This window comes from Streptomyces sp. NPDC001634 (assembly GCF_040298185.1).
In the GTDB taxonomy this organism is placed as follows: Bacteria; Actinomycetota; Actinomycetes; order Streptomycetales; family Streptomycetaceae; genus Streptomyces.
Window position 1 is genome coordinate 1 of the sequence record NZ_JBEOZU010000146.1, and the last position, 15,373, is coordinate 15,373.

Sequence of the window (15,373 nt, forward strand, 5' to 3'; positions counted from 1 at the left end):
GCCGCCGAGGCGGTCGGCGCCGTCCCCGTCTCCGAGGAGGTCGAGGAGCTGCGTCGGCGGGAGCTCGCCCAGCTCGCCTGGCCGGAGGCCGCCGGCACCACCCCCGAGCAGCGCGAGGCGCTCGAACTCGCCGTACGCCACCAGCTCGCCGCCCACGAGGTCGCCGCCGTGCTCGGTATGAGCCTCGCCTCCGCGCGCGAGCTCCTCGCCTCCGCCGCCTGCGAGGTCGAGCGCACCCGCGCCGCCCTCGCCGTCGTGGAGACCGGCAGCTGTCCGAGCGTCGCCCGCCTCACCGGCGATCACCGGCTCGTCCTCAGCGCCACGCTGCGCCGCGAGCTCGTCCGGCACGTCGACGACTGCCCGCGCTGCCGCCGTACCGCCGAGCGCGCGGTGCCCGGCACCTGGCCCGGCACCAGCGTCACGCCCGCCGCGCTCCCCGTCCTGCAGGCTCCCCGCGCGGCCCTGAACGTCGAGATGACGCATGCCCCACGCGCGCGTGGCACGGCCCCTCGCTTCGACCGGCGCGGCTTCCCCATGGACCCGAAGGACCACGCGGCCCGGCGTGACCGCCTGCGCGCGCGTGCCGTCACGACGACGGTCGTGGCCGCCGTGGTCGCGGCCCCCGTCCTCGCCCTGTGGGCCGCCTACCGAGGCCCCGTCACCGGTGAGGGCACCGACGCTCGCACCGCCACCGCACGCCAGGTGCACGGCCCCGACGCCCTCGGCGGCGAGGGCGTGGCCGGCTACGAGAACGCGGGCAACGCCAGCGCGAAACCCGACGTCCGCTTCGGCAAGGACGGCCGCTCGCCCGATGTCTCCGTCGAGGTCATCGGTGTGAAGAAGGGCGCCCCGGGGGCGGGGCACCTGACCGTGACGGCCGACAACGACGGCACCACGACCCTCATCACGCTGACCGCGGCCGGAGGTTCACCCGTCCACTGGTCCGCGTCCACGGGTGTCTCCTGGCTCTACACGGACCAGTCCTCGGGCACGCTCGCACCGGGCGAATCGTTCACGGTCCGGGTGTACGTCGACCACCTCCATGAGCCCTCCGGCCCCTGGCACGCGCGCGTGACGGTGGCACCCGCGGGCGCCGTGGTCTCGATCGACGGGTACGGGACGGCCGGCCCCTCCGACCCGCGCCCCACTCCCACGCACACCGTCCCGCCCGGTCCCGTGCCGAGCGGTCCGCCCCCGACCGACGCGGGCCCCACCCCCGGCAATCCCACCCCGACAAGCCCGCCCGCCACGACCCCGCCCCCGTCCGACCCGCCGGCCTCGACACCGCCGCCCACCGACCCCGGCAGCGGAGCCCCGAGCCCTTCCTCGTAGGCGCTCAGGGTCACCGGGATGCACGGGATACGGCCCCACGCTTGCCTGCGGTCGGGCGCTTGCTCAGTCCACCGGATCCGCGGGATGCGGTGCCACCAGCGGCAGCTGCGAGGCCAGACGCTGCTCGCACAGCTCGACCAGGCGGTCGTACCCCGCCTTGCCCATCAGCTCGGTCAGCTCGGCCCGGTACGAGACGTACACCGGTTCGCCCGCGCCATGCGCCGACGTCGCCGACGTGCACCACCAGTGCAGGTCGTGGCCGCCCGGGCCCCAGCCCCGGCGGTCGTACTCGCCGATCGACACCTGAAGGACACGGGTGTCGTCGGGCCGGTCGATCCACTCGTAGGTCCGCCGGATCGGCAGCTGCCAGCAGACGTCCGGCTTGGTCTCCAGCGGTTCGCGGCCCTCCCGCAGCGCGAGGATGTGCAGCGAGCAGCCGGCCCCGCCCGGGAACCCGGGCCGGTTCTGGAAGATGCACGAGCCCTGGTAGGGGCGGGTCTGCCGGGAGCCCTCGTCGTCCTCCACGACCCAGCCGGTCTCCATGCCCACGTCATGGTTCTGCCAGATCTCCGGCGTCAGCCGTGCCACGTGCGCGGCCACCCGCTTCTCGTCGTCCTCCTCCGAGAAGTGCGCGCCCAGCGTGCAGCACCCGTCGTCAGCGCGGCCCGCCTGGATGCCCTGGCAGCCGCTCCCGAAGATGCAGTTCCAGCGCGAGGTGAGCCATGTCAGATCGCACCGGAAGACCTGCTCGTCGTCGCCCGGATCCGGAAACTCCACCCACGCTCGCGCGAAGTCGAGCCCCTTCTCGTCGCTCATCGTCGGGGCCTTCTTGGACCGGGACGCCTTCGCCTGCGAAGAATCCTTCGATCCCCTGGCAGATTTGTCGGGCTTCGCCTTTTTCGTCTTTGGCACGCAACCAGGGTAAGTGGCCCGGAACCGCTTCGGGGACTGAGGATCGTCGTACTGGCAGTAGCGTTCCGTATATGAGACTCGGTGTCCTCGACGTGGGTTCGAACACGGTGCATCTGCTGGTGGTGGATGCACACCCCGGCGCGCGCCCCCTGCCCGCGCACTCGCACAAGGCGGAGCTGCGGCTCGCGCAACTCCTCGACGACGGCGGAGCCATCGGCGACGACGGGGTCGACAAGCTGATCGCCGTCGTCCTGGACGCCCTCCAGGCGGCCGAGGACAAGGGCGTCGAGGACCTGCTGCCGTTCGCCACCTCCGCCGTGCGCGAGGCAAGCAACGCGGACGACGTTCTGGCTAGGGTCAAGGAGGCCACCGGCGTCGAGCTCAAGGTGCTGACCGGTCCGGAGGAGGCCCGGCTGACCTTCCTCGCGGCCCGCCGCTGGTTCGGCTGGTCGGCGGGGAAGCTGCTCGTCATCGACATCGGCGGCGGCTCGCTGGAGATCGCGTACGGCATCGACGAGGACCCCGACGCGGCGGTGTCGCTGCCCCTGGGCGCCGGGCGGCTCACCTCGGGCTGGCTGCCCGGGGACCCGCCGTCCCCGGACGACGTGAGGGCGCTGCGCCGCCACGTCCGGGCGCAGATCGCCCGCACGGTCGGCGAGTTCAGCCGTTTCGGGGCGCCCGACCACGTCGTCGCCACGTCCAAGACGTTCAAGCAGCTCGCCCGTCTCGCCGGGGCGGCGCGCTCGGCCGACGGCCTGTACGTGCAGCGCGACCTGAAGCGGGAGTCCCTGGAGGCCTGGGTGCCGCAGCTCGCCGGGATGACGGCCGCACAGCGCTCCGAGCTCCCGGGCGTCTCGGAGGGCCGCTCGGGCCAGCTCCTTGCCGGGGCTCTGGTGGCGGAGGGCGCGATGGACCTGTTCGGCGTGGAAACGCTGGAGGTCTGCCCCTGGGCACTGCGAGAGGGCGTGATCCTGCGGAGACTGGACCACATGGGTTCGGCGTAAGCAGGGGGCGGGCGGCGCACCGCGCTCCGCAGGGGCGCGGGGCTGTGACATATGCGGCTCCGCCGCGTGGGCGCGACCACCTCGACGCGCAGCGCCCGCCCACGGCGAACCGGGCCCTGAAGGGGCGCGGGGCGGTGACATATGCGGCTCCGCCGCGTGGGCGCGACCGGCCCCCACATAGCCGCACCCGCCCACGACGTATTAAAAACGGCGAATAGGTACACAACAGGCACCCTGCGCGATCAAGAGCAAGCCCCCCATATCACCACCCCCCGCCCAGCCGCCGGAGGCACCCCGTACGCTGTCCCTCGTGGCAGAACCAGTGGTGCGCATCCCGGATGCGAAGGTCGCCCTGTCGACGGCCTCCGTCTATCCGGAGTCGACGGCAACGGCCTTCGAGATCGCCGCGCGCCTCGGGTACGACGGGGTCGAGGTCATGGTGTGGACCGACCCGGTGAGCCAGGACATCGAGGCGCTGCGCCGCCTGAGCGACTACCACCAGATCCCCATCCTGGCCGTCCACGCCCCCTGTCTGCTGATCACCCAACGCGTCTGGTCCACCGACCCATGGGTCAAGCTCCAGCGCGCCCGCGCGGCCGCCGAGAAGCTCGACGCCGGCACCGTCGTCGTCCACCCGCCCTTCCGGTGGCAGCGCCAGTACGCCCGCGATTTCGTCGACGGCATCTGGCGCATGGCCGACGAGACGGATGTGCGGTTCGCCGTCGAGAACATGTACCCGTGGCGCTACCGGGACCGCGAGATGCTCGCGTACGCCCCCGACTGGGACGTCACCAACGACGACTACCGCCATTTCACGATCGACCTCAGCCACGCCGCGACGGCCCGCGCCGACGCCCTGCAGATGCTCGACCGCATGGGCGACCGTCTCGGTCACGTCCACCTCGCCGACGGCAGCGGGTCCAACAAGGACGAGCACCTCGTCCCCGGCCGTGGCATCCAGCCCTGCGCCGAGGTCCTCGAACGGCTGGCGCTCAGCGGCTTCGACGGGTATGTGGTCATCGAGGTCAACACCCGGCGCGCCATGTCGAGCGCCGAGCGCGAGGCCGATCTCTCGGAGGCCCTCGCCTTCACGCGCCTTCACCTCGCGTCGGCCGTGAAGGTGCCCCGCGGGTGAGCGAGGTGGTCCGGCTGTGACCAGGGCGACCGGAGCGGGTCCCGTCCGCCGCGGCAGGGGACGGCCCAGTCGTACGGAGACGGCGGCGGCCCCCGCCACTCGCGACCGCATTCTGGAGGCGGCCCGCGAGGAGTTCTCCGAGCGCGGCTACGAGAAGGCGTCCGTGCGTGGCATCGCCAAAGCCGCGGGGGTGGACTCCGCGCTTGTGCACCACTACTTCGGCACCAAGGAGCAGGTCTTCGAGGCCGCCATCGAGGTCGCCTTCGCGCCCGCCCTGAGCGCGCCCGACGCGATCGCCGAGGGCCCCCGCGACGCCGTCGGCGAACGCCTGACCCGCTTCGTCCTCGGCATCTGGGAGAACCCCAGGACCCGTACGCCGCTCCTGGCGATCCTCCGCTCCGCGGTGAACAACGAGACCGCGGCCGCCGTCTTCCGCCGCCTGGTCGCGGCTCAGCTGCTGCGCCGCGTCGCCGGGCAGCTCGACGTCCCGGACCCGGAGCTGCGCGCCGAGCTGGCCGCCGCACAGCTGGTCGGGGTGGCGATGCTGCGGTACGTGATCAAAGTGGAGCCGCTGGCGTCGGCCGACCTGGAACAGCTCGTGGCGCGGCTTGCGCCGGTAGTGCAGGGGCATCTGACGAACCCCTGACGTCCACCGGGAAACACATCCCGTATTGCGGACACCGCCGTCCGGTCCTTGGAGCACCGGCGTACGCTCGACCTGAGTCAGAACTCTCCGAAGGAGCGAGCGACGATGCCCGAGCTGAGGTCCCGCACAGTCACCCACGGCCGCAACATGGCGGGCGCCCGCGCCCTTATGCGCGCCTCCGGTGTACCCGGTGCGGACATCGGACGGAAGCCGATCATCGCGGTCGCCAACTCCTTCACGGAGTTCGTGCCGGGCCACACCCACCTCCAGCCGGTCGGCCGGATCGTCAGCGAGGCGATCAGGGAGGCCGGAGGCATCCCGCGCGAGTTCAACACGATCGCCGTCGATGACGGCATCGCGATGGGTCACGGCGGCATGCTGTACTCGCTCCCCTCCCGCGACCTGATCGCGGACAGCGTGGAGTACATGGTGGAGGCGCACTGCGCCGACGCCCTGGTCTGCATCTCCAACTGCGACAAGATCACCCCGGGCATGCTGATGGCGGCCCTGCGCCTGAACATCCCCACGGTCTTCGTCTCCGGCGGCCCCATGGAGTCCGGCCGCGCCACCCTGGTCGACGGCACGGTCCGCACGCTCGACCTGGTCGACGCGATCTCCGACGCCGTGAACGACAAGGTCTCCGACGAGGACATCCTCCGTATCGAGGAGAGCGCCTGCCCGACCTGCGGCTCCTGTTCCGGCATGTTCACGGCCAACTCGATGAACTGCCTGACCGAGGCGATCGGCCTCTCCCTCCCAGGCAACGGCTCGGTCCTGGCCACGCACACGGCCCGCCGCGCGCTGTACGAGGACGCGGCCCGCACGGTCATGGACCTCACCCGCCGCTACTACGAGCAGGACGACGAGACGGTCCTGCCCCTCAACATCGCCACCTTCTCCGCCTTCGAGAACGCGATGGCCCTCGACATCGCGATGGGCGGCTCGACCAACACGATCCTGCACCTGCTGGCGGCGGCGCAGGAGGCGGGTGTGCCCTTCGGCCTGGAGGAGATCAACGAGGTCTCGCGCCGGGTCCCCTGCCTGGCGAAGGTGGCTCCGAACGTCGCCAAGAACCGCACGTACTACATGGAGGACGTGCACCGCGCCGGCGGCATCCCGGCCCTCCTCGGCGAACTGCACCGCGCGGGCCTGCTGAACGAGGACGTGCACGCGGTCCACAGCCCGTCCCTGGCGGACTGGCTGAAGACGTGGGACGTCCGCGGCGGCTCGCCCTCGCAGGAGGCGGTGGAGCTGTGGCACGCGGCCCCGGGCTGCGTGCGCTCGGCCGAAGCCTTCTCCCAGTCGGAGCGCTGGGACTCCCTGGACGAGGACGCCGAGAGCGGCTGCATCCGCTCCGTCGAGCACGCTTACTCCAAGGACGGCGGCCTGGCGGTCCTCAGGGGCAACCTCGCGGTCGACGGCTGCGTGGTGAAGACGGCGGGCGTCGACGAGTCGATCTGGACGTTCGAGGGCCCGGCGGTCGTCTGCGAGTCGCAGGAGGAGGCCGTCCAGAAGATCCTGACCCAACAGGTCAAGGACGGTGACGTCGTCGTCATCCGGTACGAGGGCCCCAAGGGCGGCCCGGGCATGCAGGAGATGCTGTACCCGACCTCGTACCTCAAGGGCCGTGGCCTGGGGAAGACCTGCGCGCTGATCACCGACGGCCGCTTCTCCGGCGGCACGTCGGGCCTGTCGATCGGGCACGCGTCCCCCGAGGCGGCCTCGGGCGGCACGATCGCCCTGGTCCAGGACGGCGACCGCATCCGCATCGACATCCCGAACCGCACGATCGAGCTCCTGGTGTCCGACGAGGTGCTGGCCACCCGCCGCGAGGCCCTGAACGGCGTGTACGCCCCCGCCGACCGTGACCGCAAGGTCTCGGCCGCCCTGCGCGCGTACGCCGCGATGGCGACGAGCGCGGACAAGGGCGCGGTGCGGGATGTGACCAAGCTGGGCTGAGCCCGGTCGACGAGGGGCCGCTCCCGAGGGGGCGGCCCCTTCCGCGTATCACCAGTCCGACGGGTTGCGCCCGTCCACGGAGAAGACGGTGCCGTCGGGGGCGGCGGCGTAGACGTGGCCGTCGACGATCATCGGTCGGGCCAGGGCGGCGACGACCCGGTCCGCATGTGCGCCGAGCCGCGGCCGGGTCTGCCCGATGAGCCTTCCGTTGCGGGCGTCAACGGCAAGCAGCCTGCCGTCGGGCGCGGTGAGGTACACATGGCTCCCGTCGGCGACCGGCGCCGATCCGCGGGACACGGACGTCTCCAGATGCCACAACTGCTTCCGGGCGTCCATGTCGACGGCATCCAGCGACCCGCCGGAAGCCATGAGATAGACGACGTTCCCGTGCACTCCGGCCTGTACGCCCTCCTGGCGGACGGACAGGGCGACCCGTCGCGACACCTTGGACTCCGGGGTGTAGCGGACGACGGCCTCGGTCCCCCCGTAGACCCTGTCGAGGGAGAGGAAGAGAACCGATCCGCCTCCGCTGCCGACGGCCTCCAGTTGTCCCTTCAGCTGCGCCTCCCAGCGCACGGCACCCGTGTCCGGGTCCACGGCGGTGATCTGCGTCCTCGACCCGTCGTCGGACGTACTCGTGGCGTACGCCAGCCGGTCCCCGGTGAACGAGGCAAGGGAGGGCGTGCCGTGGCTCGGGATCCGCCGGGTCCACTTCGCGTGGCCCGTCGCGCTGTCCACGCCGGTGACCGTCCCGTCGGGGCCGGCGAGCAGGAGCATGCTGCCGGCGTACTGCATGGCGCTCTGCGCGGGCAGTTCCCGCTGCCAACGCGTTCGGCCCGACGAGGGATCGAGCGCCTTCACACGTCGGCCGTCCTCCGTCGTCAGGTGCACGAGTCCACCCGACAGGACCGGCGGTCCGTTCCGCTGCGCCTTGGCGACGGCATGCCGCCACAGCAGGGTGCCGTCGGACGGGGAAAGAGCGAAGACCGCGCCGGACTGCGCGCAGAGCAACTCCTTGTTCCCGTACGAACATTGAGGCATCACCGATTCTCCGGAGACCGGCTTCGCCTCCCACGGGCTGAACCCTGCCGACGAGGTCCGGGCACTCGTCGGGGCCGGCACGGGACTGCTGCCGTCGAACAACTGAAACGCTGCGAACGCACAGCCCACCAGCAGACCGAGCGTCCCGGCCGTCAGAGCCGCCCGCTTGAGCAGGCGGGGCCCGGGACGCCGCTCCGGCTCCTCCTCTTTCTTCTCTTCCTCCTCGACTCGAGGCTCGGGCTTATGGGCGTCATCCGTCCGCTGCGACGGTATGAACGCCTGTGTGTCGTAGGAGGCCGCCACCGACCGCAGTTCCCGCATGAGCTCGTCCGGCGTGGGCCGGTCCTCGGGCTCCTTGGCCAGGCACCGCTGCACCAGCGGCGCGAGGTCCTCCGGTACGCCGGTCAGATCCGGCTCGTCGTGCACGACCTGGTAGGCGACGATGTACGGACTGTCGGAATCGAACGGCCCGCGCCCCGTCGCCGCGTGCACCAGCACCGATCCGAGCGCGAACACGTCGGCGGCGGGCCCGACCTCCCGTGGCCGCCTGAACTGCTCGGGCGCCATGAAGGGCGGCGTGCCGATCAATTTGCCCGTCTCGGTGCGCAGTTCGCTGTCCTTGGGCCGGGAGATGCCGAAGTCGATGACCTTCGGCCCGTCCTCGGCGAGCAGCACATTGCTGGGCTTCAGATCCCGGTGCACGACCCCGACCCGATGGATGTCGCGCAGCGCCTCCGCGAGCCCGGCCATCAGCCGCCGCAACTGTGCGGAGGTCATGGGGCCGTTCCGCTTCACCTGATCGGACAGGGTGGGCCCCGGAATGAACAGCGTGGCCATCCAGGGCCGTTCGGCCTCCGGGTCGGCGTCGACGACGGGCGCGGTGAAGGCGCCGCTCACCCTCCGGGCGGCGGCCACCTCCTGCCGGAAACGGCCCCTGAACTCGGGATCCCTGGCGAACTCGGCATGTACGACCTTCACCGCGAGCTTCAGCCCCGAGGTGCTCCGGGCCAGATGCACCACGCCCATTCCGCCGGAGCCCAGACAGGACTCCAGACGGTAGTGACCGGCGTAGTCGGGAAGTTCCGCTTCCGCGCCCGCTCCGGTGTTCCGCTGCGGCGCCATGGGACCACCCCCGTGCTGTTTTCGTCCGCGCGCGCGACGCACGGAGCCTAGTCGATGACTCGTACGAGACCGAGGCGGCTTGCTAGCCTCCCGTGCGAGTCGCGCATCTTTGTTTCATGGCGTGATTCAAGGGAATCAACGGGACCCCATGGCAGTCATGGGGTCAGCGGGGGAGGTTTTTCATGTCTGTTGACCGTGTCGAAGAAGTCGAGGGCGGCGACGCCGCGGAGGCCGTCGCGACCGCCGCGGCTGTGCGGTACTACTCGATCGCACCGGGCGTCCGGCTCAATGTCCGCAGTGGTCCCGGTACCGGCTACAGCATCGTCAGGGTCCTGCCCGAGGGGTCCAAGGTTCCGATCTTCTGCCAGACGCCGGGCACGACGATCACCGGTCCGTACGGCACGAGCAACATCTGGGACAACATCGAAGACGGCGAGTACGTCTCGGACGCCTATGTGAACACGGGCAGCGACGGTTACGTCGCCCCGCACTGCGGCTGACCCGGACGGCGGCAGGCCGCCCCTCGGCGGCCGGAGTGATAATCGACGCGTGAGCGACGAGAACGGCACTCCGGACACCTCCAAGGGCGGCCCCCGCCCCGAACCGATCCGCTTCTTCGGCACGACCTGGGTGGACCACGACGGCGGCTACGCAGCCCGCCGCGCGGCCGTGGCGGCCGGTTCCCTGGCGACCGCAGCCGTCTCCTGCCTCGTCCTGGGCTTCGCCTACCAGGGCCTGCAGATCGCGAACGTCGGCGAACCGGTGACCCTGCTGGTCGTGGTGATGTTCGCGGTGTGCAGCGTGCTGGCCTTCGGCCACACCTGGGGAGCCTTCACCAAGCGCCCCGACCCGGAACGCCAGGCCACCCTCCGAGGCCTCCTGGCGATCGGCTTCATCGGCTCGCTGCTCGCGTACTTCGCCCGCTCGCTGTCCGAGGCCCCCGGCGAGAAACTCCACCGCCAGGAGTACGAGACGGCCCGCGCCGCCCATGAAAAGCGCACAACGCGCCGTACGGGCGACCCGTCCCGCAAACGCCGGTCCTGATCCGGCGGCCACCCCTCCCGCACGACACCTGTACGTGGTGCCGGGAACCGCCCTGCGCCCGAAATCCGCTGTCCCCCGGCTCCCGCGGCCCGCCAGCATGGACGTATGACCGCCCCTTCCCGCTCCGACCGCGCCCGCTCCTTCAACGCCGCCGCGGCGCAGTACGCCGCGAACCGCCCCTCCTACCCGCCGGCCCTCTTCGACGCCCTGGAGGACCTCGCCGCCCGTCCCCTCACCGGCGCCCGGGTCGCGGACATCGGCGCCGGCACCGGCATCGCCACAGCCCTCCTCAAGGACCGCGGCGCACACGTCCTCGCCGTGGAGCCCGGCGACGGCATGGCGGCCCAGTTCCGCCGCGCCCTCCCCGACGTCCCCCTCCTCCGCGGCGACGGCAACGCCCTCCCCCTGGCGACCGCTTCCGTCGACTTCCTCACCTACGCCCAGGCCTGGCACTGGACCGACCCCGCCCGCTCGGTCCCGGAGGCCCTGCGCGTCCTGAGTCCGGGCGGCGCGCTCGCGCTGTGGTGGAACATGGACGCGCAGGACGTCCCGTGGATCGCCGAGCAGGCGGACCGCATCAAGCGGTACTTCGGCGCCGAACACGCCTCCAAGAGCGGCGCCGGCGGAACCCGTACCGAACTCGCCTTCGAAGGCGCCCCCGAGCTCCCGGCCCACACCCATCGCGTCGTCCGCTGGAGCCGGACGGTCCCCGTCGACACGCACCTCGCCAACATCGGCAGCCACTCGTACTTCCTCGTCCTGGGCGAGGAAGGCGCGAAAGCCTTCCTCGCGGAAGAGCGGGAACACCTCCTCAACGCCTTCCCGAGCGGCCTTGTCGAAGAGGTCTACGACGTCGTACTGATCGTGGCGACGCACCGATAGGAGCACGGCCGCCCTCCGCACGACGTCCCCTCGCCCGGCGGGCCGGGCGGCCACCCCTGTCCACGCTTGACGTCCAGGTCCCGTCGCGCGCAATATTCATCGCATGATGAATATCCGTCGCCCGCACCCGCCCGACTCCCCGACGCCGGAGCCAACCACCACTCCGGCCGTCCGCGCCGAGCACCTCACCGTCCTACGCGGCTCCCGCACCGTCCTCCGCGGCCTCGAATTCACCGTTCCCCGTGGCCAGATCACCGGACTGCTCGGCCCCTCCGGCTGCGGCAAGACGACACTCATGCGCGCGATCGTCGGCACCCAGGCCAGGGTCACCGGCACCCTCGACGTCCTCGGCCGTCCCGCCGGCGACGTCGTCCTGCGGTCCCGCATCGGCTACGTCACCCAGGCACCCTCCGTCTACGACGACCTGACCGTCCGCCAGAACCTCGACTACTTCGCCGCGATCCTCGACCCCGGGCGCGCCGCGGCCGACCGCCGCGACGACCACGTCACCCGGGCCATCGCCGACGTCGCCCTCACCTCGCACGCCGACGCCCTCGCCGGCAACCTCTCCGGCGGCCAGCGCAGCCGTGTCTCCCTCGCGGTCGCACTCCTGGGCACCCCGGAACTCCTCGTCCTGGACGAACCGACGGTGGGCCTGGACCCCGTCCTGCGCCGCGACCTCTGGGACCTCTTCCACACCATCACGGCCGACCGCGGCGCCACGCTCCTCGTCTCGTCCCACGTCATGGACGAAGCCGAGCGCTGCCACCGCCTCCTGCTGATGCGCGAGGGCGAGATCCTCGCCGACGGCACCCCCGACGCACTGCGCACCCGCACCGGCGCGGAAACGGTCGAGGAGGCCTTCCTGCACCTGGTCGACGAGGCGACGGCGAACCACACGCCCGGAAAGGAGACGGTCCGATGACCGCGACGACCCCGTACCCGACCGGGAGCGCGCTCACCTTCTCCCGTACGACGGCAACGGCCGTCCGAGTCCTGCGCCAGCTCCGTCACGACCCGCGCACCATCGCGCTGATGCTGGTCGTTCCGTGCCTGATGCTGTTCCTGCTCCGCTACGTCTTCGACGGCAGCCCGCGCACGTTCGACTCGATCGGAGCCTCGCTCCTCGGGATCTTCCCGCTGATCACGATGTTCCTGGTGACCTCGATCGCCACCCTGCGTGAACGCACCTCCGGCACCCTGGAACGCCTCCTGGCGATGCCCCTCGGCAAGGCCGACCTGATCGCGGGCTACGCCCTCGCCTTCGGCGCCCTGGCGATCATCCAGTCGGCCCTGGCGACAGGCCTGGCGCTCTGGTTCCTGGGACTGGACGTCACGGGCTCCGCCTGGCTCCTGCTCCTGGTGGCACTCCTGGACGCCCTGCTCGGCACGGCCCTGGGCCTTTTCGTCTCGGCCTTCGCGGCCTCGGAATTCCAGGCGGTGCAGTTCATGCCGGCGGTGATCTTCCCCCAGCTCCTCCTCTGCGGTCTGTTCACCCCCCGCTCCAACATGCACCCGGTCCTGGAGACGATCTCCGACGCCCTCCCCATGTCGTACGCGGTGGACGGCATGAACGAGGTCCTCAGGCACACGGACATGACGGCGACGTTCGTACGCGACGCCTTGGTGGTGGCGGGCTGCGCGTTGCTGGTGCTGGGCCTCGGAGCGGCGACCCTGCGACGCCGGACGGCGTAGACGAGCAGTTGTACCTGCGCAGCCTGCGGGCATTCGTGCCGCTGGGGCGGCACGAATGGGCGCACGCGGCACCGTCCACGCGCGGGCAAGCGAGACCTACCCCCGCCCGGCTCCACCACCGGGCAGTCGGCAAAGCCACGTCCCGCCCACCGGACACACAAGCCAGGCCGAGGAACCCGGTGCAAGGATGAACCCGGACGACGCAACCCCCGGAGGGCACCCGCACCATGACCCAGAAAGTCGCAGTCCTCGGCACCGGCAAGATCGGCGAAGCCCTGCTCAGCGGAATGATCCGAGCCGGCTGGGCCCCCGCCGACCTCCTGGTCACCGCCCGCCGCCCGGAACGAGCCGAAGAGCTCCGCACCCGCTACGGAGTCACCCCGGTCAGCAACCCGGAAGCCGCGAAGACCGCCGACACGCTCATCCTCACGGTCAAGCCGCAGGACATGGGCACGCTTCTCGACGAGCTCGCCCCCCATGTTCCCGCCGACCGCCTCGTCATCAGCGGCGCCGCCGGCATCCCCACCTCCTTCTTCGAGGCACGCCTGGCCACCGGCACCCCGGTCGTCCGCGTCATGACGAACACCCCCGCCCTCGTCGACGAGGCGATGTCCGTCATCTCCGCCGGGAGCCACGCCACCGAGGCCCATCTCGCCCACACCGAGGAGATCTTCGGCGCCGTCGGCAAGACCCTGCGCGTACCCGAGTCCCAGCAGGACGCCTGCACCGCGCTCTCCGGCTCGGGACCGGCGTACTTCTTCTACCTGGTCGAGGCCATGACCGACGCCGGCATCCTGCTCGGCCTGCCCCGCGACAAGGCCCACGACCTGATCGTCCAGTCCGCGATCGGCGCCGCGGTCATGCTCCGCGACAGCGGCGAGCACCCGGTCAAGCTCCGCGAGAACGTCACGTCACCGGCGGGTACGACGATCAACGCGATCCGCGAACTGGAGAACCACGGGGTACGTGCCGCGCTCATCGCCGCGCTGGAGGCCGCCCGCGACCGCAGCCGGCAACTGGCGTCCGGCAACAACAGCTGACCCCACGCCCACCGCCGGAAACCCGGCGGTGGGCACCAGGACTCACACAGCAGGCAGAAGCCCGATGGCCCGATACGCCGCATCCACCCGTGGCCTCGCCATCTCCCTCGCCCGCTCGGCACCGGCCCGCAGCACCCCGTCCACATAACCGGGATCCGCGCACAACTCCCGGTGCCGTTCCTGCACGGGCCGCAGCAGCTCGACCACGGCCTCCGCGGTGTCCTTCTTCAAAGCGCCGTAGGAGTCGTACGCACCGCTCAGCTCGTCGGGACTCCGCCCCTCGCACGCGGACAGGATTTCGAGCAGATTCGCCACCCCCGGCTGCGACTCCGGGTCGTACACGACATCCGACCCGCTGTCGGTCACCGCCCGCATGACTTTCTTGCGCACCACGTCCGGCTCGTCGAGCAGATAGACGACCCCCAGCCCGGAGTCGTCCGACTTCCCCATCTTCGACGTGGGGTCCTGCAGATTCATGACCCGGGCCGCGACCTTCGGAGGGGTCGCCCGAGGCACCGTGAAGGTATGCCCGTACCGCTGGTTGAACCGCACCGCCAGATCCCGGGACAGCTCCACATGCTGCGTCTGGTCGTCCCCCACGGGCACCTCGTCCGTCCCGTACGCCAGGATGTCCGCCGCCATCAGGACGGGATACGTCAGCAACGACAGCCGCACACTCCTGCCCCGCTCGTGCTCGCGCGCGGCCTTCTCCTTGTACTGGATCATCCGCCGCATCTCGCCGTCGGTGGCCACGCACTCCAACACGTACGACAGCCGCGTGTGCTCATCCACATGGCTCTGCAAGAACACGGTGCACAACTGCGGATCGAGCCCCGCCGCCAGCATCAGCGTCGCTGCCTGCCGGCTGAGCCTGCGCACCCGCGCCGGATCGTGGTCGACGGTCAGCGCATGCAGATCGACGACGCAGAAAAGGGCGTCGGCCTGGTGCTGGTCCACGGAGACCCACCGCCGCATGGCCCCCAGATAGTTGCCCAGCGTCAGATGCCCGGTCGGCTGGATCCCGCTGAAGACCCGTGTCATCTCTCCACCTCCTGGTCGGGACCGCCGCGACCGGTCGGCCGACCCTCCTGGAGGGAGATACGAGAACGGCCGCCGGAGCGGCGGCCGTTGAGCGCATACGTGAGTCCGGCCGCCGTCAGGCGGCCCACCACAGTTGGGTGCACGTACGCGAAGTCATGACCCCGAGGGTACGCCCACCGGGGACCGTACGGAGCCAAGTTGACACGTCCCGCACCGATCCGTAGTGTTCTCCGGGTTGTCCGACGTGAGCGCCGACTCCGGTCGGTCCCCGGACAGCCATTCCGCAGGTACCTACCGATAATCGGCGATACGTCGTCGTGCTTATTCGGCATGCGTATTTTCGGAATGCGGAATCCGCGTTCGAACCTTCGTGAGGACGCAGCCCCCGATTAGCTCGGGAGCCGGGAATCCGCTAAAGTCTCACTCGTCGGAACGGCCCAACGGCCGCGATGACAAACCCGGTTGACGGGGAGTCGGAGCCCGAAGGGAACTGAGGGATCTGATAGAGTCAACACCGCCG

The 15,373-nt window shown here is 71.0% G+C and carries 14 protein-coding genes; 11 read left to right on the plus strand and 3 right to left on the minus strand.

What is annotated here, in order from left to right; genetic code table 11:
• A partial coding sequence (locus ABT186_RS45185; RefSeq protein WP_351930229.1) for a BACON domain-containing protein occupies nucleotides 1–1,332 on the plus strand: 1,332 nt, incomplete at its 5' end.
• 63 nt (nucleotides 1,333–1,395) lie between these two features.
• Here the strand turns inward: ABT186_RS45185 and ABT186_RS45190 are convergent.
• Nucleotides 1,396–2,244, minus strand: a complete 849-nt coding sequence (locus tag ABT186_RS45190) for a DUF3109 family protein (protein WP_351231318.1) — start codon at nucleotides 2,242–2,244, stop codon at nucleotides 1,396–1,398.
• Between the two features lie 71 nt (nucleotides 2,245–2,315).
• On the opposite strand from ABT186_RS45190, the gene ABT186_RS45195 reads away from it, so the two are divergent.
• From ABT186_RS45195 to ilvD, 4 genes are all read left to right on the plus strand, one after another.
• Nucleotides 2,316–3,248, plus strand: coding sequence for a Ppx/GppA family phosphatase (locus tag ABT186_RS45195; RefSeq protein ID WP_351231320.1), 933 nt, complete (start codon nucleotides 2,316–2,318; stop codon nucleotides 3,246–3,248).
• 310 nt (nucleotides 3,249–3,558) lie between these two features.
• Nucleotides 3,559–4,383, plus strand: coding sequence for a sugar phosphate isomerase/epimerase family protein (locus tag ABT186_RS45200; protein ID WP_351231322.1), 825 nt, complete (start codon nucleotides 3,559–3,561; stop codon nucleotides 4,381–4,383).
• Between the two features lie 16 nt (nucleotides 4,384–4,399).
• A complete protein-coding gene (locus tag ABT186_RS45205) occupies nucleotides 4,400–5,029 on the plus strand; it encodes a TetR/AcrR family transcriptional regulator (RefSeq protein ID WP_351231324.1) in 630 nt (209 codons plus the stop codon).
• 105 nt (nucleotides 5,030–5,134) lie between these two features.
• Nucleotides 5,135–6,988, plus strand: coding sequence for a dihydroxy-acid dehydratase (gene ilvD / locus ABT186_RS45210; RefSeq protein WP_351930231.1), 1,854 nt, complete (start codon nucleotides 5,135–5,137; stop codon nucleotides 6,986–6,988).
• Nucleotides 6,989–7,036: 48 nt separating this feature from the next.
• Here ilvD and ABT186_RS45215 read toward each other — a convergent pair whose 3' ends face one another.
• Nucleotides 7,037–9,151, minus strand: a complete 2,115-nt coding sequence (locus tag ABT186_RS45215) for a serine/threonine-protein kinase (RefSeq protein WP_351930233.1) — start codon at nucleotides 9,149–9,151, stop codon at nucleotides 7,037–7,039.
• 182 nt (nucleotides 9,152–9,333) lie between these two features.
• Between ABT186_RS45215 and ABT186_RS45220 the strand changes: the two genes are divergently transcribed.
• The 6 genes from ABT186_RS45220 (at nucleotide 9,334) to proC (ending at nucleotide 13,812) form a co-directional block, all read left to right on the plus strand.
• Complete coding sequence (locus ABT186_RS45220) at nucleotides 9,334–9,651, plus strand: SH3 domain-containing protein (RefSeq protein ID WP_351930235.1); 318 nt, start codon at nucleotides 9,334–9,336, stop codon at nucleotides 9,649–9,651.
• Nucleotides 9,652–9,700: 49 nt separating this feature from the next.
• Nucleotides 9,701–10,195 carry an EamA/RhaT family transporter gene (locus ABT186_RS45225; protein ID WP_351930237.1) on the plus strand — a complete coding sequence of 165 codons (495 nt, stop codon included), beginning with the start codon at nucleotides 9,701–9,703 and terminating at the stop codon, nucleotides 10,193–10,195.
• Between the two features lie 105 nt (nucleotides 10,196–10,300).
• Complete coding sequence (locus ABT186_RS45230; protein ID WP_351231334.1) at nucleotides 10,301–11,077, plus strand: class I SAM-dependent methyltransferase; 777 nt, start codon at nucleotides 10,301–10,303, stop codon at nucleotides 11,075–11,077.
• Nucleotides 11,078–11,180: 103 nt separating this feature from the next.
• Nucleotides 11,181–12,002 (plus strand): ABC transporter ATP-binding protein, encoded by an 822-nt coding sequence (locus ABT186_RS45235; protein WP_351231335.1) that lies wholly within the window; start codon nucleotides 11,181–11,183, stop codon nucleotides 12,000–12,002.
• Nucleotides 11,999–12,772: an ABC transporter permease gene (locus tag ABT186_RS45240; protein ID WP_351231337.1), complete on the plus strand. Its 774-nt coding sequence runs from the start codon at nucleotides 11,999–12,001 to the stop codon at nucleotides 12,770–12,772. The genes ABT186_RS45235 and ABT186_RS45240 overlap by 4 nt, the downstream gene beginning before the upstream one ends.
• 227 nt (nucleotides 12,773–12,999) lie before the next feature.
• A complete protein-coding gene (gene proC / locus ABT186_RS45245) occupies nucleotides 13,000–13,812 on the plus strand; it encodes a pyrroline-5-carboxylate reductase (protein ID WP_351231339.1) in 813 nt (270 codons plus the stop codon).
• 42 nt (nucleotides 13,813–13,854) lie between these two features.
• On the opposite strand, the gene trpS is transcribed toward proC, so the two are convergent.
• Nucleotides 13,855–14,853 (minus strand): tryptophan--tRNA ligase, encoded by a 999-nt coding sequence (trpS, locus tag ABT186_RS45250; RefSeq protein ID WP_351231341.1) that lies wholly within the window; start codon nucleotides 14,851–14,853, stop codon nucleotides 13,855–13,857.
• Nucleotides 14,854–15,373 lie beyond the last annotated feature (520 nt).

Excerpts from the sequence above, each read along its gene's own strand:
- ABT186_RS45235 (WP_351231335.1), top strand. The coding sequence starts at position 11,181 with ATGATGAATATCCGTCGCCCGCACCCGCCCGACTCCCCGACGCCGGAG.
- ABT186_RS45195 (WP_351231320.1), top strand. The coding sequence starts at position 2,316 with ATGAGACTCGGTGTCCTCGACGTGGGTTCGAACACGGTGCATCTGCTG.
- trpS (WP_351231341.1), bottom strand. The coding sequence starts at position 14,853 with ATGACACGGGTCTTCAGCGGGATCCAGCCGACCGGGCATCTGACGCTG.
- ABT186_RS45240 (WP_351231337.1), top strand. The coding sequence starts at position 11,999 with ATGACCGCGACGACCCCGTACCCGACCGGGAGCGCGCTCACCTTCTCC.
- ABT186_RS45220 (WP_351930235.1), top strand. The coding sequence starts at position 9,334 with ATGTCTGTTGACCGTGTCGAAGAAGTCGAGGGCGGCGACGCCGCGGAG.
- ABT186_RS45215 (WP_351930233.1), bottom strand. The coding sequence starts at position 9,151 with ATGGCGCCGCAGCGGAACACCGGAGCGGGCGCGGAAGCGGAACTTCCC.
- ilvD (WP_351930231.1), top strand. The coding sequence starts at position 5,135 with ATGCCCGAGCTGAGGTCCCGCACAGTCACCCACGGCCGCAACATGGCG.
- proC (WP_351231339.1), top strand. The coding sequence starts at position 13,000 with ATGACCCAGAAAGTCGCAGTCCTCGGCACCGGCAAGATCGGCGAAGCC.
- ABT186_RS45230 (WP_351231334.1), top strand. The coding sequence starts at position 10,301 with ATGACCGCCCCTTCCCGCTCCGACCGCGCCCGCTCCTTCAACGCCGCC.